Below are 18672 nucleotides of genomic sequence, written 5' to 3'. Positions count from 1 at the left end.
CATCAGGCCTTGGCAGGGCAAACTCCCAAGGCCTTCGCCGCTACCAAGACCACCGCGATCCAATCAGCGAATTAGTGAACATCGACAATTGCGAGCGAAGCGAAGCAATCCATACTTCCACGGTGGAGGAATGGATTGCTTCGTCGCTATCGCTCCTCGCAATGACGGCTCGGCTTACGGCCTTAAGATCGCCGCGCCCGTCGTCGCGCGGCTCTCCAGCTCGGTATGCGCCTTCGCCGCGTCCTTCAGCGCGTAGGCATGATTGATCGGCACGTGAAGCTTGCCGTTGATGACGGCGGCGAACAGTGTGTCGGCGCCTTCGAGCAGGTCCTTGCGGGTGCTGACATAGTCATTGAGCTTCGGCCGGGTCGCAAACAGCGAGCCGTGATTGTTGAGCTCGGCGAGCGGGAACGGCGGCACCGGACCGGAGGCATTGCCGAAGCTGACGAACAGACCACGTGGCCGCAAGCACGACAGCGAGCCCGGGAAGGTGGTCTTGCCGACGCCGTCATAGACGACGTCGCAGAGCTCGTTGCGGCTGATCTGTTTCACGCGGGCGACGAAGTCCTCTTCGTTATAGAGGATGACGTGGTCGCAGCCATTGGCGAGCGCGAGGTCGGCCTTGGCCTTGGAGCCGACGGTGCCGATCACATGCGCGCCGAGCGCCTTCGCCCATTGGCAGGCCAACAAACCGATGCCGCCGGCCGCGGCATGGATCAGCACGCGATGGCCGGGTTCGACCTTGAAGGTCTTGTGCAGGAGGTACCAGACCGTCAGCCCCTTCAACATCAGGACCGCGCCCTGCTCATAGGTGATGTGGTCGGGCAGCTTGACCAGCTTGTCCGCCGGGATCACCCGCTCCGAGGCGTAGCCGCCGAGCGTGAAATAGTAGGCGACGCGGTCGCCGGGATGAAAATTGGTGACGCCCGGGCCTACCGCCACAACCTCGCCGGCGGCCTCATTGCCGGCAATGAACGGCAACCCGGGGGCCTTGTAGAGGCCGGTGCGGAAATAGACGTCGATGAAGTTGAGTCCAACGGCATGCTGGCGGAGGCGAACCTCGCCCGGCCCCGGCGCCGGGACTTCGACGTCCTCGTATACCAGGGCTTCCGGTCCCCCCACCTTGTGCACGCGCACAGCCTTGGTCATGACACTCTCTCCTCCGGTATTTGCTGAACGCCCCAACTACCAAGCGAAACGAAAGCCATCGCCGTCGACTTGTCAACTGATCGGTCGAAAACGCCTATTTGGCGGCTGCTTTTCGGCGGTTGCGCCTGGCGAGCACATTGAACATTTCGACAGCGGCTGCGAACAACATGGCAAAATAGATGTAGCCGCGCGGGATATGGAATTTGAATCCATCGGCGACCAGCGCCACGCCGATCAGCACCAGGAACGCCAATGCCAGCATTTTGGTGGTCGGGTGATTGGCCACGAACCGGGCCACCGGGCCCGACGAGACGTACATGACGACGCATGCGATCACGACGGCGGCGATCATGATCTCCAGATCCTGCGCCATGCCGATCGCGGTGATGATCGAGTCCAGCGAGAACACGATGTCTATGACGATGATCTGCATGATTGCCCAGAAGAATACGCTGGCTCTAGGTTCGGCATTGGGCTCGCTATCGCTCGCCTCGACCTCGCCATGAATTTCATGCGTCGCCTTCGCGATCAGGAAGGCTCCGCCGGCAATCAGGATGATGTCCCGCCAGGACAGTTCGACATTTCGTACCGTGATCACCGGCTCCGTCAGGCCGATCAGCCACACCAGCAGAGTGAGCAGCACGATGCGGAACACCAGCGCCAGCAACAGGCCGATCTGGCGCGCCCGTTTGGCCTGCGCCGCCGGAAGGCGCGAGACGATCACGGAGATGAAAATGACGTTGTCGATGCCGAGCACGATTTCCAGCGCCGTCAACGTCAGCAGCGCCGCCCAGGCTTCCGGGCTAGTCAATAATTCCATCATGCCTTGAACGACTTGATTTGCCGGATCACGGCGTCACTTCCTATTACGTAAGCCGCAATGGCGCAAAGCGCGGCGACGATGGGAGCGCCCACATTGAAATCGCAGATGAGCGTATAGATCGCCAGCACGGCTCCAATGGCCATCAGCCAGAGGGTCAGCCAGCGTAGTCGCACCACCCGGATCGGATGCAGCACATGAAACGGGGCGAATGTGAGGGCGATCAGGATTGCGATTCCGAGAGTGGAAAGTATCGGCGGCAGGTGCAGCAAGAACAAATAAAACGCCGCCGCGTTCCACAGCGCCGGAAAGCCGCGGAAGTGGTTGTCAGACGCCTTCATGCGCCGGTCGGCGAAATAGAGCGCACCGGAAACCATGATGCCGATGCCAAGCAGCGGCGCCACCTCCGGCAGCAGCATCCCGCTCGCGGTGATGGCATAGGCCGGCACGAAGACGTAGGTCACGAAATCGACCACGAGATCGAGCACCTCGCCCGACCAGTTCGGCTGCAGCCGCACGACGTCCAACTTTCGCGCCAGCGGCCCGTCGATGGCATCGATGATCAGGGCGACGCCAAGCCAGCCGAACATGTTGGCCCAATGCCCGCGCACGGCCTCCAGCATCGCGAGCAACGCGATGCCCGCCCCCATCGCCGTGAAGACATGCACGGCGAATGCTGCTGTCCGCATTCGGCTGGTCGATGGGACGGAATCTGGCTCTGTGGTCTGGTCCATTGCTCCGGCAGTGCTATCAGGAATCGCCCCGATTTGCATATCAGCGCTTTGCGGCGTTCCGCCACGTGTTTGAGCGGAAACATTTCGGCCGGTTGATGGCTTGAAAATACGGGGCCGAGCGTCAATTGTCCCGCTATGAATGGTGCATCGCAAGTTTATGACGCTGCCGTGATCGGCGGCGGGCCAGCGGGCCTGACCGCGGCCGTCGCGCTGGCCGTTACCGGCGCGAAAACCGCCCTGCTTGCCCGCCGCGCGCCCTATGCGGACAACCGCACCACGGCCCTATTGGGGGCTTCCACCGAGTTGCTCGAACGTCTCGAGGTCTGGCCGCGCTGCCGGGACAAGGCCGCCGCCTTGCGGACCATGCGCCTCGTTGATGACACTGACCGGCTGATCCGCGCGCCCGAGGTGCGGTTTTCCTCGGACGAGATCGGTCTCGAACAGTTCGGCTACAACATCGACAACCGATCGTTAATGGTTGCGCTCGAAGAGCGCGCCGCCGAACTTTCCAATTTGACTCGATTTGACGATGAGGCCGCCGCGATCGACCCGCAGGATGCGACCGTCGCCATCCGTACCGGCAAGGGCGAGCAACTTTCCGTGCGGCTCGTGATCGGCGCAGATGGTCGGCAATCACCGTCCCGCGAGGCGGCCGGCATCAAGACCAGCCGCCGCGACCTGCACCAGTCGGCGTTGACCTTCAACATCTCTCATTCTCGACCGCACAACGGCATCTCCACCGAGTTTCATACCGCGCAAGGACCATGCGTATTCGTGCCCCTGCCCGGCAACCGCTGCAGCGTGGTGTGGGTTTCGGAAACCAGGGAAGCGGAGCGGCTGATGTCGCTCAGCGATGAGGAATTGTCGGAAGCCGCGGAAAGGCAGTCCCACTCCATTCTCGGCAGTGTCCAGGTCGAAGCCGGGCGCAACCTGTTTCCGCTGACGATCGAGCGTCCCGAGCAATTCGCCAGCCATCGCGTCGCGCTTGTCGGTGAATCCGCCCACGTCGTGCCGCCGATCGGTGCGCAAGGCCTCAACATGGGATTGCGCGATGCGGCTGATATCGCCGACATCGCCGGCAATGCGATCTCGCTCGGCGAGGATCCGGGGTCACCGGCGGTGCTGGCGCGCTATCAATCCGCCCGCCGCGCCGACGTCGCGAGCCGGCTGATCGCGATTGATGTCGCCAACCGTTCCCTGCTCAGCGATTTCCTGCCCATGCAATCGCTGCGCGCGGCCGGCATGCACCTGCTCGGCTCGTTCGGCCCGCTGCGCCGGCTAGCCATGCGCGAGGGGCTGGCGCCGACCTGGAAGCGCGTAAGCTAGCTCCGGACGCCCGCGTGAGGGCTGCGACCTAGCCCAACTCTACTTTGCATGGGGTTGTTTTCGCGATTTTGTATCTCCGCGCCACACTTACGGAAACACCAGCCGTCCGCTCTGGATGAACCACATCACGCTCGTCAGCGTGACCACGGAGGCGAAGGTTCCGATCAGGACAGCCACTGACGCCGGCTCGATCCAGGTGTTGTTCTGCCGGGCGATCACGAACACGTTCAGCGCCGGCGGCAGCGCGGCCATCAGGACGGCGGTCGCGGCCCAGGGCTGCGCGAACGGGCCGAACAGCAGCATCAGCCCGAATACGATAAGCGGATGGATCAGGAGCTTGATCGCGATCACGCCAGGCACTTCCCAGGGCACCCGGTCGAACGGGCGCAGTGCCACGGTAACGCCCAGCACGAACAGCGCCGTCGGTGCCGCCGCGTTCTGGAGAAACAGCAGGGTCCTGTCGACGGCAACCGGCACTTGAATGTGCAACGCCGCGACGAGCGCCCCCGCGGCGGCCGACATGATCAGCGGATTGAGCACGATCTGCCTCGCGGCGATGCCAATGGCATGCAGGAACGACGGATGCTTGCGATCGCTCAGCGCCATCAATAGCGGCACGATCGTGAACAGGAAAATGCTGTCGCAGCAGAAGATCAGCGCGGTCGGCGCCGCTGCCTTGGCTCCGAGCACCGCCAGCGCCAGCCCGGGGCCCATATAGCCGATATTGCCGTAAGCGCCGGCGAGGCCCGCCATCGTCGCCTTGCGCAGCGACAGTTCGCCGATGATGCGGCCTGTCACCATGGCAAGCACGAAGGCGCTCACGGTCGCCAGCGTGGTCGCGATCAGGAATGGCGGGTTGTTCAGTTCGGAAAATGGCGTCTCCGACATGATGCGGAATAGCAGGGCCGGCAGTGAGACGTAGAGCAGAAAGAAGTTCATCCAGGCGAGGCCCGATTCCGGCAGCTTCCTGGTCTTGCCGCAGACAAAGCCGATGAAGATCAGGCCAAAATAGGGAAGCGCGAGGTTGAGGATGTCGACCATCTAGGACAGCGTCTTTTCGTCAGTGATTTTGGGGGGATGGCACCGGATATGGCCACCACGCGTAAAGGTTAATTCGTCCTATTGCCCCTAGCATCGGCCACAATCATGGTCTATTCGACGGGACATGATCAAAGCGCGCACCGCCAAATTTCAGATCGGCCAGATCGTCCGCCACCGGGTGTTTTCATTCCGGGGCGTGATTTTCGATATTGATCCGGAATTCAACAACACCGAGGAGTGGTGGTTGTCGATCCCCGAGGAGGTTCGGCCCCACAAGGATCAGCCGTTCTATCACCTGCTCGCGGAAAACTCGGAGTCCGAATACGTCGCCTACGTCTCCGAGCAAAATCTGCTGCCTGATGATTCCGGCGAGCCGATCCGGCACTCGCAGGTGGCCGAGATCTTCGTGAAGGACAAGTCCGGCGGCTACCGCCCGCGCAATCCGTCGCTGAACTAGCAACCTCTGCCGCAACGAAAAAGGCGCCCTGGTCGGGCGCCTTTTTGTTTTATCAATGGCGCGGCTGTTACTTCGCCGCCGGATTTGCAGTGGCGCCGCCCGGCTGGGTGCCCTCCAGCTTCTTGCGCTGCTCTTCAGCGCGCTTCTGCAGCTCTTCCTGCAGCTTCTTCTGGTTTTCCTCGAACTGCTTCGGATCGGTCGGCGGACCGTCATAGGCCTTGGCGAATTCACCGGCCAGCGGCAGCGGCAGCGTCAGCGGCGCGCCGTTGGAATTGATCGCCTGAACGACGAGGTTTTGGCCCTTCTTCAAGTTGGCGATCAGCTCGGGCGTTGCTTCGTAGTCCGACATGCAGCCGTTCTGGAAGCAGATCACATAGGGGCCCTGCTGCGGCGGATTGTTATCAACGATGATCCGGGTTCCGTGCACGAGCTGCATGCCGAGCGGCAAGGTCACGCGCAGGAGCTTCTTCGGCTCGCCTTCCGGCTCGATGATGACGGCGGCGATGACTGGTTGGCCCGACTCGATGCGGCCGTCCTTGCCGGTGAAGCAAACCTGCTTGGCGCCGGCTTCCTGGCCCTTAAGGCAGAACTTGGTCCAGGGCGCGTAGATTAGCTGGACCTGCTGCTCCTGTGGCGGGGGCGCGCCGGCGGGAGCGCCAGCCGGAGGCGCCTGCGCCGCGGGAGCACCGGCGGGACCCTTGGGAGCAGCCTTCGGAGGCGCCTTCGGAGCGGCAGGCGCGGGGGCAGGAGTAGCCTTCGGGGCGCCCGGCGCCGGCGCGGGCTGCTGGGCGTGCGCGCCCGACGCGATCAACGTTGCCGACAATGCCGACGCCGCCAACAGGGCCAAGACCTGCCCACGCGGCCGAATCGACGCGGCCAAGATACGGAAATTCATTGCGGAAAACCCTTTCTGAACCGGAGCGCCCGAAACCGCTACAGGCACCGACACCAAGCCGCGCTGGGGCGGCTGTCTCGTTGGCAATTGAGGCGGATACGTGACAGGCGTTCCCGCCGTCATCAACTGCCCGCCTTCAATACAGCGGCAGACGAAAAGATCAATGCCGACAAGCATCTTTGGGTGTTCCTCGCAGGCCGAGGCCGAAGCCTATGGTAAAGCTTTCTTCGTGCGTATTTTCGAATCAGATCCCTACCCGCCTATGACCCGCTCCGGTCGTATCCCCCTGCGTGTGCTCGCCGGCATTGCCCTTGCGCTGGCAATGACGGCGCTGGCGCCGTTCCACGAAAGCAAGGCGGCCGAAAGCCACGCGCTGGCGATGCACGGCGCGCCTGCTCTTCCCCCCGGTTTCACGCATATGCCCTACGCCAATCTCGAAGCGCCGAAGGGCGGACGGCTGATCTGGGGCGCCCTCGGAACCTTCGACAGCCTCAACCCCCTGATCGTCCGCGGCCTCGCGGTTCAGCAGATCAGGGGCTTCGTGGTCGAGAGCTTGATGGCGCGCGGCAATGACGAGGCTTTCACGCTCTACGGCTTGCTGGCCAGAACCGTCGAGACCGATGACGCGCGCAGCTACGTCACCTTCCACCTCGACTCCAAAGCGCGCTTCGCCGACGGCAAGCCGGTCACGGCAAAGGACGTCCTGTTTTCGTGGGCCTTGCTGCGCGACAAGGGTCGCCCCAATCACCGCCAGTATTATTCCAAAGTCGTAAGGGCCGAAGCGCCCGATCCGCTCACCGTACGGTTCGATTTCGGTGGCGCCAACGACCGCGAGCTGCCGCTGATCCTCGGGCTGATGCCGGTCTTGCCGCAGCACGCCGTCGATCCGGCGACGTTCGAGGAAACCACGATGACCGGACCGGTTGGTTCCGGCCCCTATCGCGTCACCGCCGTCAAGCCGGGCGCCAGCGTCACGCTGACCCGCGATCCCGACTACTGGGGTCGCGACCTGCCGGTGAATCGGGGATTGTGGAACTTCGACGAGATCAGGATCGACTTCTATCGCGAGGCGAACGGCCAGTTCGAGGCATTCAAGCGCGGTCTCTATGATTTTCGCGTCGAGCATGAGCCGCTGCGCTGGCATGAGGGCTACGATTTTCCGGCCGCCCGCAGCGGCGAAGTGATCCGCGACACCATCAAGACCGGAATGCCGCAACCCTCGGAATTCCTGGTGTTCAACACGCGGCGTCCGGTGTTTTCAGACATCCGGGTGCGGCAAGCCCTGATGCTGCTGTTCGATTTCGAATGGATCAACCGCAATTACTTTTTCGGACTCTATGCGCGCGCGGCAGGCTTCTTCGCAGGGTCCGAACTATCCGCCTATGCCCGCCCGGCCGACGAGCACGAGCGCGAACTCTTGAAGCCATTCGCCGAACGGATCCGGCCGGATATTCTCGATGGCACGTACCGCCTGCCCATCACCGACGGATCGGGCCGCGATCGAACAACCCTGCGCAGCGCACTCAAATTGCTGTCGGAAGCCGGCTACGATCTCGACGGACCCATACTGCGGCAGCGTTCGTCGAGGACCCCTCTCACTTTCGAAATCCTGGTGACGACGCGCGACCAGGAGCGGATTGCGCTGTCCTATCAGCGCGACCTCAAGCGCGCCGGCATCGAAGCTAGCGTCCGCACGGTCGATCCCGTGCAGTTCGACCAGCGCCGGCTCGGCTACGAGTTCGACATGCTGCAGAACCGCTGGGACCAGTCGCTATCCCCCGGCAACGAGCAGTCCTTCTACTGGGGCACCCAGGCCGCCGACATTCCCGGCACTCGGAATTACATGGGCGCCAAGGAGCCCGCGATCGACGCCATGATCGCTGCCCTGCTCGAGGCACGCGAACGCCCGGCTTTCGTCTCCGCGGTGCGGGCGCTCGACCGCGTCCTGATGTCGGGCTTCTACGCAATTCCAGTGTTTAACGTGCAGGAGCAATGGATTGCGCGGTGGAATCGGATAGAACAACCTACAGCGACCGCGTTGACGGGCTATCTGCCGGAAACCTGGTGGCAGAAGCCGGAAATGAAGTGAACTCGCCAAAGCGATCCAACCTCCGCGACAGAGCCGAAGTAACGCCGTGACCCAGCCCACCGCTTCGCCAACGCTCGATACGTTGTTCAAACGGAACCTGGCACGGCAGCCGGACGCGCTGGCGCTGGTCGATCCCCCCAACAAGCAGCGCATCACCGGCCAGCCGCCGAAGCGTCTTACCTTCGCGCAGGCCGACCGCATGATCTCGTCGCTGGCCGCGCACTTCATCGAATCCGGCTTGCCGTCCAATTCGGTGATCGCGGTTCAGCTGCCCAACACCATCGAATTCGCACTCACCGTGCTTGCCGCCTTCCGCGCCGGCCTCGTCGTCGCGGTGCTGCCGCTGCTCTGGCGGCAGTCGGAATTGACCATGGCGCTCAACCGCACCGCCGCCCGGGCGATCGTGACCTCAGGCAGAATCGATGGCGTGATCTACTCGGATCTCGCCATGAACGCTGCCGCAGAAGCGTTCTCGATCCGCCATGTCTGCGGCTTCGGCGGCGACCTGCCCGAGGGCATGGCCTCACTCGACAACGCCATCTTCCGGGAATCCCCGACCACGCGCGCCGTGATCCAGGACGGCCGCAAAGCGGCGCTGATTTCCTTCGACGTCACCTCGGACGGCTTCCGGCCGGTCCCGCGCGCCCATCTCGGCCTGATCGCCGGCGGGCTTGCCATGTCGCTCGAAAGCGACGTGCCGCAGGGCGCAATCATCCTGTCTGCCTTCTCGCCGATGTCATTTGCCGGCCTCGCCTCGTCGCTGGCGATCTGGCTGCTGTCGGGCGGAACACTGGCGTTGCACCATCCGTTCGACGACGAGGTGCTGGAGCAGCAGCTCAACGAGCAGGCCTGCGACACGCTGATCGCACCTGCCCAACTGGCGCTGCGGCTGGACGAACTGGACCTCGGCGCGCGGATGGCGAGCCTGCGCAATGTCATCGGCCTGTGGCGTACCCCGGAGCAGGTCGGCTCCAGCGCGTGCTGGGCCGCGCAACAGGCGACGCTGACGGATGTGTATCTGTTCGGCGAGGCCGGATTGTTTGGTGCCCGACGGATCGCGGAAGACGGCTCGCCGGCTCTGATCAAGCCCGGCCCGCACGGAGCGCCGCGCGATTTGCCGGGATCATCGATCGCGGGCGAGATCCTGCTGACGCCGCGCGGCACGTTGGGACTACGCGGACCGATGGTGCCGGTCGCGGCCTATGCACCTCCTCCTCCGCCGAGCGACTCCCTGATCGCGTCGCCGCCGCGCGACTATGTGGATACGGATTACGCGGCGCGGCTCGACCGCGTCACAGGTGCGGTCAATATCACCGCGCCGCCGTCCGGCGTCATGGCCGTCGGCGGCTACCGATTCCTGGCGCAGGACCTTCAGGAGTGGGCGCGCCGGCTCGGTCAGGGCGCGCTGCTGACCGCGCTGCCGGACCGCCTCAGCGGCCACCGGCTTGCCGGCCGTGCGCTCGACAACGCCCGTGCCCGAGACGCGCTGACAGAACTCGGCCTTAACCCCTTGATGGTGGAAGCATTTCGGGATCGGAGCAACGCCGCCTGAGAAGCCGCTGGCGGGCGCCCGTTGACGCCACATTAAGCGCCACAAACTAGGATCGCGGCTCAAATTGCTCGCCTGATCCGAGTTCTCAGATGTCCCAGCAAGGTCCGATCCTCGTCGTATCGACCGCGAAACGGCCGTCCTTTGCCGCCACGCTCGACGTCGCGAGACTGTTTCCGGTGGTCGATACCGGGTGGACGGATGCGGCGCGCGCGGTCGAGCAGGTGCAACCGGCGGCCGTGCTGGCCGAAACCTCCGGCACCGACGCAGCCGGATTGGCGGAGCTGGCCGTGCGGGTCGCAGCGCGTCAGCCCTACCTGCCGCTGATCGCGGTCGATCCGCAGATTCCTGTTCCGGACAACGTCATTCCCTTCTTTCAGAGCCAAGTCCCACACGCCCAACGAGGCGGCTCCGACCGGCTGGCGGCTCGCCTGCGCGCCGCCCTGCGCGTGCGGTCATTGCATGCAACGGTGATGCGCCGGCTGGTACCGACGGCGCCGATGGCGTTGTCGCATATCGATCCGGCGCGCGACGCTACCGTGCTGCTGATCGGCCGCGGCGGCGCCTATCCCGCGCTGTCGGTCGCGCTTGGCGAGCGCACCGGCGTGGTCGGCGCGCTTTCGATCGAGGCGGCTGCGAAGCATCTGAACGCCAGAGATATCGACGGCATCGTGCTCGGCGAAGGATTTAGCCTCCGCGTCGTCGATGCCTTCCTCACCGTGCTGACGGAGGATGCACGCTTCCGCAATCTTCCCGTCGTCGTGACGGCAGCCGATCTGGCGCCGGCCTATGATTTGTCAAACCTCGAGATCATCTCCCGCGACGCCGCCCGGGTGGCAGCGATCGCGCTGCCGCTGATCCGCCAGCACGCCTTCGAAGCGCATCTCAGCCGCACACTGAAAGCCATCGACGCGGATGGCCTGATCGACGCGCGCACTGGTCTGCTCACCCCGGAAGCCTTCGAGCGCGACTTTGCCAGCGCCATCTACCAGACGCAGCAACGCGGCGGCGGATTGTCGGTGGCACGCTTTGCGTTCGATCCCGACCATCCCCGCGCGCAATTCGACGGCGCGCGGATCATCAGCCGCCTGATGCGGCAAATGGATTTCGGCGCCACCCAGGAAGACGGCTCAGTCGTCGTTGTCTTTGCCGAAGCCGACCTGAAGTCGGCTCACGCCATCGCGCGGCGGTTGTCAAGCGTGATGCGCCATACCAGCCATGGCCAGCGCGACGCACGGTCGGAGCCAACCGTGACGGTGGCAACGCTGCTGCCGAAGGATTCCGCAAAGTCGCTGCGATCGCGGCTGCAGGACGAGGCGCAACGGGCGGCGTCGTAGAGCCTCGCCGTCATTGCGAGCGAAGCGAAGCAATCCATCTCTCCGCATATGCGGTAGGCATGGATTGCTTCGTCGCTTTCGCTCCTCGCAATGACGGGGGATGGATCGACGCGTTTCACGCCGCCTTTTTGCTCTCCGCGAGATTGGCGAGCTGGCGCAAGATCTCGGTTGTACCCATCAGCCGCTCTTCCGGCGTCTTCCATTGCTGCAGGAATACCACCTTCATGTCCGGCCGCACCTTCGCGGCCTGGCCGTGCTGACGGATGAAGGCGACGAGGCGATCCGGCTGGGCAAAGCTGTTGTCGCGGAACGAGATCACCGCGCCCTTCGGACCGGCGTCGACCTTCTCGACATTGGCTCGCCGGCAATACGCCTTGATCGCGGCGACCTTGAAGAGATAGCGGACTTCGTCCGGCAGCACGCCGAAACGGTCGCGCATCTCGGCGGCGAAATTGTCGATCTCCTCGTCGGTGTCGAGATCGGCGAGCCGCCGGTACAGCGACAGCCGCACCGAGAGATCGTTGACGTAATCCTCGGGGATCAGCACCGGCATGCCGATGGTGATCTGCGGCGACCAGCGGTCCGCGGCGGGCTCGGCGACGCCGGCCTTGAGATTGAGGATCGCCTCCTCCAGCATCGATTGATAGAGCTCGAAGCCAACTTCCTTGATGTGACCGGATTGTTCTTCGCCGAGCAGATTGCCGGCGCCGCGGATATCGAGATCGTGCGATGCGAGCTGGAAACCCGCGCCCAGCGTTTCCAGTGACTGCAGCACCTTCAGCCGCCGTTCAGCCTGCGCGGTGATCTTCTGCTGTGCCGGCAACGCGAACAGCGCGTAGGCGCGGAGCTTCGAGCGCCCCACCCGGCCGCGCAACTGATAGAGCTGTGCGAGCCCGAACATGTCGGCGCGATGCACGATCAGCGTATTGGCGTTCGGAATGTCGAGGCCGGACTCGATGATCGTGGTCGAGAGCAGGATATCGTACTTGCCGTCGTAGAACGCCGACATGATGTCCTCGATCATGGTCGGCGCCATCTGGCCATGCGCGACTGCAACCTTCATCTCCGGCACGTTCTTGTCGAGGAAGTCCTTGACGCCGGCGAGGTCCTCGATCCGCGGCACCACGTAGAACGCCTGTCCGCCGCGGTAGCGCTCGCGCAGCAGCGCCTCGCGGATCATCAGGGGATCGTGCGGCGCCACGAAGGTGCGCACCGCGAGGCGATCGACCGGGGGTGAGGCGATAATCGAAAGATCACGCACGCCGGTCAGCGCTAGCTGCAGCGTCCGCGGGATCGGCGTAGCGCTCAGTGTCAGCACATGCACCTGCGCCCGCAACTGCTTCAGCTTTTCCTTGTGGCTGACGCCAAAGTGCTGCTCCTCGTCGACGATCAAAAGGCCCAGATCGCGGAACTTGATCGATTTGCCGAGCAGCGCATGCGTGCCGACCACGATATCGACATGGCCTTCGGCCAGCCCCTTCTTGACCTGCGTCAGTTCCTTGGCCGGGATCAGCCGGGAGGCCTGCGCGACATTGACTGGAAAGCCGCGAAAACGTTCGGCAAAATTCTTGCTGTGCTGGCGGGCAAGCAGCGTGGTCGGCACGACGACGGCGACCTGCTTGCCTTCCAGCGCGACCGCGAACGCCGCGCGCAACGCCACCTCGGTTTTGCCGAAGCCGACGTCGCCGCAGATCAGCCGGTCCATGGGACGGCCGGTTTCAAGGTCTTTCAGTGTGGATGTAATGGCGCCAAGCTGGTCCTCAGTCTCCTCGTAAGGGAAGCGCGCACAGAATTCGTCATAGACATGCGGCTGCACCGGCATTTTCGGCGCTTCGTGCAGTTGCCGTTCGGCCGCGATCTTGATCAGTTCGCCGGCGATCTCGCGAATCCGGTTCTTCAGCTTGGCCTTGCGGGCCTGCCAGCCGCCGCCACCCAGCCGGTCCAGCTCCACATTGGCGTGATCGGAGCCGTAGCGCGACAGCAGCTCGATGTTCTCGACTGGCAGGAACAGCTTTGTTTCGGCGGCATAATGCAGCTCGAGGCAATCATGCGGCGCGCCACCGACCTCGATCGTCTGCAAGCCGACAAAGCGCCCGATGCCGTGCTCGACATGGACCACGAGGTCGCCGGTCGAAAGGCTCGTGACTTCGGAAATGAAGTTGTCGAGCTTGCGGCTTGTTTTGCGCTGGCGCACCAGGCGGTCGCCGAGAATGTCCTGCTCGCTGATGACGGCGAATTCATCGGTCTCGAAACCGCTTTCCATGCCGACCACCGCCAGCATGGCCTCGTTGCGCGGCGTTGCCTGCACGGTACGCCAGGTGTTGACGCTGGTGATATTGGCGAGCTTGTGATCCCGCAGCATGCTGGCCATGCGGTCGCGCGAGCCTTCGCTCCACAGCGCGATCACCACCTTCTTGCGCTGCGCCTGCAAGGCCAGCACATGCGCCACGACCGCTTCGAACACGTTGACGGAGGTATCGGCACGCTCGGGCGTGAAATTGCGGCCCTGCCGCGCACCGGCGTCGAACACGTCGCCGGTGCCCTCCGGCACGGCAAACGGCGTCAGCCGCGCCACCGCGGCGTCGCCCAGCCGCGTCGTCCACTCCGTTTCCGTCAGATAGAGCCGGTCAGGCGGCAACGGCTTGTAGATCGCGCCTGACCCCGGATGCTCCAGCGCCTCGCGCCGTGCCTCGTAGTAGTCCGCGATCTGCTTGAAACGTTCGCGCGCGGCGTCCTCGCCTTGCGGTTCGATCGCGACCGGCGCGCCGTCGAGATAGTCGAATAGCGTATCCATCCGCTCCTGGAACAGCGGCAGCCAATGCTCCATGCCGGGATGGCGGCGTCCTTCGCTGACGGCTTCATAGAGCGGATCGTCACGCTCGGGTGCACCGAAGGTCGCGACATAGCCCATGCGGAAGCGGCGGATAGTTTCGGTGACGAGTTGGAATTCAGAGATCGGCACCAGATCGAGCGCGCGCATGTCGAGAAGCGTGCGCTGGGTTTCGGCATCAAACGTCCGGATCGATTCCAGGGAGTCGCCAAAGAAGTCGAACCGCACCGGCTGATCGAGCCCCGCCGGAAACAGATCGAGGATGCCGCCCCGCACGGCATATTCGCCGGGCTCGCGCACGGTCGAGGAGCGGTTATAGCCGTTGTGCTCCAGCCAGGCGACGATCGAATCCATAGGCACGACATGGCCGGGCGCAACCGACAGCGCCTGCGCCGCCACCACCTCGCGCGCCGGCACGCGCTGCACGATGGCGTTTACCGTCGTCAGCACGATCAGCGGCTTGTCGCTGCCCTGCAGGCGCGACAGCCGCGCCAGCGTCGTCAGGCGCTGCGCCAGGACGCCGCCATGCGGCGACACCCGGTCATAGGGCTGGCAATCCCAGGCCGGAAACTGCATCACCGGCAGATCGGGCGCGAAGAACTCCAGCGCCCGCGCCAATTGCTGCATGCGCGGGCCGTCGCGGCAGACCACGGCAAGGCTCACAGCCGGCGGTTTCGGCCTGGCCGCGACCGCGCGCGCGAGGTCGGATACGACCAGCCCCTCCGCGCCCTCGGCGACATTGGCAAAGGTTAGCGCCCGGCCGGGGGCCAGCAGCGCGGCGGGCGATTTGACGGGCGCCTTCATGCGTCGTGATCCACGGCGCGAAATGCCTTGATGCGATCGAACAGCACGGTCGCATATTCCGGATCGAGTGGCGTGCCGCCGGTCAGCGCGGCATACAGATCGGGATCAGGCACCTCGATCAGGCGTTCCAACTCGGTCAGCTCGTCATCGCGCATGCCCGATATCTCGGCATCCGCAAAGCGCCCGAGGATGAGGTCCATCTCACGGGTGCCGCGATGCCAGCAGCGAAACAAAAGCCGCTTGCGGCGGTCATCGAGGCCACCGCTCGATCGTGTCAATCCCGTCATTTCTCTGGTCCCATCCGAACGCCAAAAGCCCGGACGTGCCGGGCCGGGTTGATATAGCGGTCGAGGTGACGAATGTCAGCCCCAACAGTTCCGTGAATTACTACTACGGTGTCATTGCCGGGCTTGACCCGGCAATCCATCATCTTTTGAAGAGTGATGGATGCGCGGATCCCGTCTCCGCCAAGGCTTCGCCGGGCCAGGAGCGTGCTCGGCCGCCGAAGCCTTGGCGAAGGCGGTAAGCCCGCGCATGACGCACGATGTGCGATGAGAGAGCTGATGCGCCCCACCCTGCTCAATCCCTTGTTTGCGCCGGTCACGAGCCTGCCGGGCGTCGGGCCGAAGCAGGACAAGCTGTTGCGCTATCTGCTCGGGCGCGATGAGACGCCGCGGCTGGTCGATCTCTTGCTGCACCTGCCGGCCAGCGTGATCGACCGCCGGGCGCGGCCGAAGATTCGCGAGGCGGTGCAGGGAACCGTGGTGACGCTGGAGGTCACCGTGGACCATCACCGGCCGCCTCCGCCGCGCAGTGCCCGCGCGCCCTATCTCGTCTACGCTAGCGATGATACCGGCGACGTGGTGCTGACGTTTTTCCGCGCCAAGCCGGGCTATATTGAAAAACTGCTGCCGGTCGGCGAGAAGCGATACGTTTCCGGCACGCTGCAGATGTATGATGGCATCCCGCAGATCGTGCATCCCGACCGCGTCGTCGACGAAGCGGCGTTTTCAAAATTGAGCGGCATCGATCCGGTCTACCCCCTGACTGAAGGCCTCGCGCTGGGTTCGCTGCGCCGGGCGATCGCGCAGGCGCTACAGAAGTTGCCGGAACTGCCGGAGTGGATCAGCCCGGAAGTGATCCGTCGCTGCAAGTTTCCACCCGTCCGGGAGGCGCTCACCCGTGTGCATGTGCCGGTCGAACTCACGGACATTTTGCCGGACGGACCGTTCTGGTCGCGGCTCGCCTTCGACGAGCTATTCGCCGGCCAACTGGCGCTGGCGCTGGTGCGCGCGCAACTACGGCGTCCGGCCGGCGACCGCAACGCCGGCGACGGCCACCTGCGCCACAAGATCATCGATGCGTTGCCCTATGCGCTCACCGCCTCGCAGCGCGCGGCGGTCGCCGCCATCACCGAGGATTTGCTCCAGCCGGTGCGGATGTTGCGGCTGCTGCAGGGCGACGTCGGGTCCGGCAAGACGGTGGTGGCGCTGCTCGCCGCTGCTGCGGTCGTCGAGGCCGGCAAGCAGGCCGCGCTGATGGCGCCGACCGAAATCCTGGCGCGCCAGCACATCAAGACCATCGCACCGCTGGCCGAAAGGGCGGGGCTGCGCGTAGCGATCCTGACCGGCCGAGAAAAGGGCAAGGAGCGGCGCGAGATACTTGCGCAGCTCGAAGCCGGCGAAATCGATTTTCTGGTCGGCACCCACGCGCTGATCCAGGACGACGTGATCTTCAAGGCGCTGGCGCTGGCCGTGGTCGACGAGCAGCATCGCTTCGGCGTGCGCGAACGGCTGGCGCTCACCAACAAGGGCGAAGCGGTCGACGTGCTGGTCTTGAGCGCAACCCCGATCCCGCGCACGCTGGTACTCACTTATTTCGGCGACATGGACGTCTCCGAATTGCGCGAGAAACCGGCCGGCCGCCAGCCGATCGACACCCGCGCGGTTCCGGCCAGCCGCCTCGATGAAGTCGTCGATGCCGTTGGCCGCGCGCTGAAGGCCGGCAAGCTGGTTTACTGGATCTGTCCACTGGTCGAGGAATCCGAGGCCGAGGGTACCGAACATCTCACCAACGCAACCGAACGCTTCGAGAAGCTGCAGAAGCGCTTCGGCGATCGCGTCGGATTGGTCCATGGTCAGATGAAGGGCCCGGAGAAGGATCGCGTGATGGCGCAGTTCGCCGCCCACGAGATCGGGCTCCTGGTCGCCACCACCGTGGTCGAAGTCGGCGTCGACGTCCCCGCCGCGACCATCATGGTGATCGAAAACGCCGAACGCTTCGGGCTCGCGCAGTTACACCAGCTCCGCGGCCGGATCGGCCGCGGGTCCGAATCCTCGACCTGCCTGTTGCTGTACAAGGAGCCGCTCGGCGAGATGTCGGCGGCGCGGCTGAAGGTGATCCGGGAGACCACCGACGGCTTTCGGATCGCCGAGGAGGATCTCAAGCTGCGCGGCGAAGGCGATGTGCTCGGCATCCGCCAGAGCGGCCTGCCCGGCTATCGCATCGCCCGCTCCGACGTGCACGGCCAGCTCATCACGCAAGCCCGCGACGAGGCGCTGCGCATCATGAAGGACAATCCAAAGCTGAAGGGCGAGCGCGGTGAAGCGCTGCGCTGTCTGCTCTATCTGTATGAGCGCGATGAAGCGGTGCCGCTGATCGGGGCCGGATAACTCGCTGCAACCGTGGCAAGGCGAAGCCGGTAGTGCTCGGTGCCCTCGACGATCTTGTCCAACAGCGCATCCAGCGCCCAGAATTTCTCGCGGATATCGAAGGTGACGGCGCGGCTATCGGTGCAGGAGAACGTGCCGAGGCGCTGGTGGTAGAGCTTTGCGAGCTTCGGATAGCCCATCGGTTCGGCCATCGCCGACAGCGCGAGGTAGACGGAAAGTTCGTCCGCCAGCGCCGGATGATAGGCATGCTCCGTCATCAGCCATTTGTAGAGATCGGGATGAAAGTTCGTGAATACGCCGGTGAAGCCGCGTGAACCGGCTTTCAATGCCTGAAAGGCAATCGCCGCATTGGCATTGACGATGGCAAGCGGCGTGCCCCTGGTCAGCGTCACGCGGCGCCTCACCGTTTCGAGGTCGCAGGACACGTCCTTGAGGATGACGAAGCGGCCGGTATTGGCGCAGAACTTTAGTTCATCATCGGTGAGCAGACGGCGATAAGGCGCCGGGCATTCGTAGAGACCGAGCGGAATTTGCTTCGGCAGCCGATCGAGCAGCCAGGTCAGATCGTCGATGAACCTGCTGCCGCCTTCCCGCTTGGCGTCGAGCCGGTTGGTGACGAGCACCATGCCGTCAACTCCGGTTGCGGCAATCGCGATCAGCTCGGCAAGTTGGTCATCCAGGCTTTCGCCGATGTGACCGGAAGCGATCACCGGGACACGGCCTGCTGCGGCTTGTCTGACGAAAGCGGCGAGCTCAACCCGTTCGTCGAGACTGAGAAACTGCATCTCGCTGGACTGGCAGACCGCAAACAGCGCGTCCGAACCATGGTCGATGTACCATTCCACCAGCCGGCCCAGGCCGGGATAGTCGATCTGGCCGCTTTCGGTGAACGGCGTGATCATCACCGGGATGATGCCTTCGATCTTCTTGGTCATGATGTCGGCCTGTCAGCGTCCTGAGGCTCGCGTT

At 64.2% G+C, this 18672-nt stretch carries 14 protein-coding genes; 6 read left to right on the top strand and 8 right to left on the bottom strand.

What is annotated here, in order from left to right; genetic code table 11:
- Nucleotides 1–174: 174 nt before the first annotated feature.
- The 3 genes from IVA95_RS01920 to pcsA all read right to left on the bottom strand — a co-directional run bounded on the left by IVA95_RS01920 (nucleotide 175) and on the right by pcsA (nucleotide 2703).
- Nucleotides 175–1149, bottom strand: coding sequence for a quinone oxidoreductase (locus tag IVA95_RS01920; protein ID WP_213253791.1), 975 nt, complete (start codon nucleotides 1147–1149; stop codon nucleotides 175–177).
- A 94-nt stretch (nucleotides 1150–1243) separates the two neighbouring features.
- Complete coding sequence (locus IVA95_RS01915; RefSeq protein ID WP_247508954.1) at nucleotides 1244–1972, bottom strand: TerC family protein; 729 nt, start codon at nucleotides 1970–1972, stop codon at nucleotides 1244–1246.
- Nucleotides 1969–2703 carry a phosphatidylcholine synthase gene (gene pcsA / locus IVA95_RS01910; protein WP_247508953.1) on the bottom strand — a complete coding sequence of 245 codons (735 nt, stop codon included), beginning with the start codon at nucleotides 2701–2703 and terminating at the stop codon, nucleotides 1969–1971. The genes IVA95_RS01915 and pcsA overlap by 4 nt, the downstream gene beginning before the upstream one ends.
- 135 nt (nucleotides 2704–2838) lie before the next feature.
- Here pcsA and IVA95_RS01905 point away from each other — a divergent pair, with 135 nt between their 5' ends.
- Nucleotides 2839–4029, top strand: a complete 1191-nt coding sequence (locus IVA95_RS01905; RefSeq protein WP_247508952.1) for a UbiH/UbiF family hydroxylase — start codon at nucleotides 2839–2841, stop codon at nucleotides 4027–4029.
- Between the two features lie 87 nt (nucleotides 4030–4116).
- Here the strand turns inward: IVA95_RS01905 and IVA95_RS01900 are convergent, their stop codons facing one another.
- Nucleotides 4117–5070, bottom strand: a complete 954-nt coding sequence (locus IVA95_RS01900) for an AEC family transporter (protein ID WP_247508951.1) — start codon at nucleotides 5068–5070, stop codon at nucleotides 4117–4119.
- A gap of 124 nt (nucleotides 5071–5194) precedes the next feature.
- Between IVA95_RS01900 and hspQ the strand changes: the two genes are divergently transcribed.
- Nucleotides 5195–5527 (top strand): heat shock protein HspQ, encoded by a 333-nt coding sequence (hspQ, locus tag IVA95_RS01895; protein ID WP_027537766.1) that lies wholly within the window; start codon nucleotides 5195–5197, stop codon nucleotides 5525–5527.
- A 67-nt stretch (nucleotides 5528–5594) separates the two neighbouring features.
- Here hspQ and IVA95_RS01890 read toward each other — a convergent pair whose 3' ends face one another.
- The gene (locus IVA95_RS01890; protein ID WP_247508950.1) at nucleotides 5595–6422 is read right to left on the bottom strand and encodes an invasion associated locus B family protein; all 828 of its coding nucleotides are present in this window, start codon (nucleotides 6420–6422) and stop codon (nucleotides 5595–5597) included.
- 322 nt (nucleotides 6423–6744) lie between these two features.
- Here IVA95_RS01890 and IVA95_RS01885 point away from each other — a divergent pair, with 322 nt between their 5' ends.
- The 3 genes from IVA95_RS01885 (at nucleotide 6745) to IVA95_RS01875 (ending at nucleotide 11397) form a co-directional block, all read left to right on the top strand.
- On the top strand, nucleotides 6745–8511 hold the full coding sequence (locus tag IVA95_RS01885) for an extracellular solute-binding protein (protein ID WP_247508958.1): 1767 nt from the start codon (nucleotides 6745–6747) through the stop codon (nucleotides 8509–8511).
- A gap of 46 nt (nucleotides 8512–8557) precedes the next feature.
- A complete protein-coding gene (locus IVA95_RS01880; RefSeq protein ID WP_247508949.1) occupies nucleotides 8558–10063 on the top strand; it encodes a class I adenylate-forming enzyme family protein in 1506 nt (501 codons plus the stop codon).
- An 89-nt stretch (nucleotides 10064–10152) separates the two neighbouring features.
- Complete coding sequence (locus IVA95_RS01875; protein WP_247508948.1) at nucleotides 10153–11397, top strand: GGDEF domain-containing protein; 1245 nt, start codon at nucleotides 10153–10155, stop codon at nucleotides 11395–11397.
- Between the two features lie 115 nt (nucleotides 11398–11512).
- On the opposite strand, the gene mfd is transcribed toward IVA95_RS01875, so the two are convergent.
- Together mfd and IVA95_RS01865 are read right to left on the bottom strand one after the other, a co-directional pair.
- The gene (gene mfd / locus IVA95_RS01870; RefSeq protein WP_247508947.1) at nucleotides 11513–15031 is read right to left on the bottom strand and encodes a transcription-repair coupling factor; all 3519 of its coding nucleotides are present in this window, start codon (nucleotides 15029–15031) and stop codon (nucleotides 11513–11515) included.
- Complete coding sequence (locus IVA95_RS01865) at nucleotides 15028–15318, bottom strand: succinate dehydrogenase assembly factor 2 (RefSeq protein ID WP_247508946.1); 291 nt, start codon at nucleotides 15316–15318, stop codon at nucleotides 15028–15030. The genes mfd and IVA95_RS01865 overlap by 4 nt, the downstream gene beginning before the upstream one ends.
- A gap of 276 nt (nucleotides 15319–15594) precedes the next feature.
- Between IVA95_RS01865 and recG the strand changes: the two genes are divergently transcribed.
- Nucleotides 15595–17703: an ATP-dependent DNA helicase RecG gene (recG, locus tag IVA95_RS01860; RefSeq protein ID WP_247508945.1), complete on the top strand. Its 2109-nt coding sequence runs from the start codon at nucleotides 15595–15597 to the stop codon at nucleotides 17701–17703.
- Here recG and IVA95_RS01855 read toward each other — a convergent pair.
- A complete protein-coding gene (locus IVA95_RS01855; RefSeq protein WP_247508944.1) occupies nucleotides 17655–18638 on the bottom strand; it encodes a dihydrodipicolinate synthase family protein in 984 nt (327 codons plus the stop codon). The two genes, recG and IVA95_RS01855, sit on opposite strands and share 49 nt — an antisense overlap.
- Between the last annotated feature and the right edge of the window lie 34 nt (nucleotides 18639–18672).

The organism is Bradyrhizobium sp. 157 (genome assembly GCF_023073815.1).
Classification (GTDB): Bacteria; Pseudomonadota; Alphaproteobacteria; order Rhizobiales; family Xanthobacteraceae; genus Bradyrhizobium.
The sequence above is the reverse complement of the archived record's forward strand: the minus strand, read 5'-3'. Positions and strand labels throughout refer to the sequence as shown.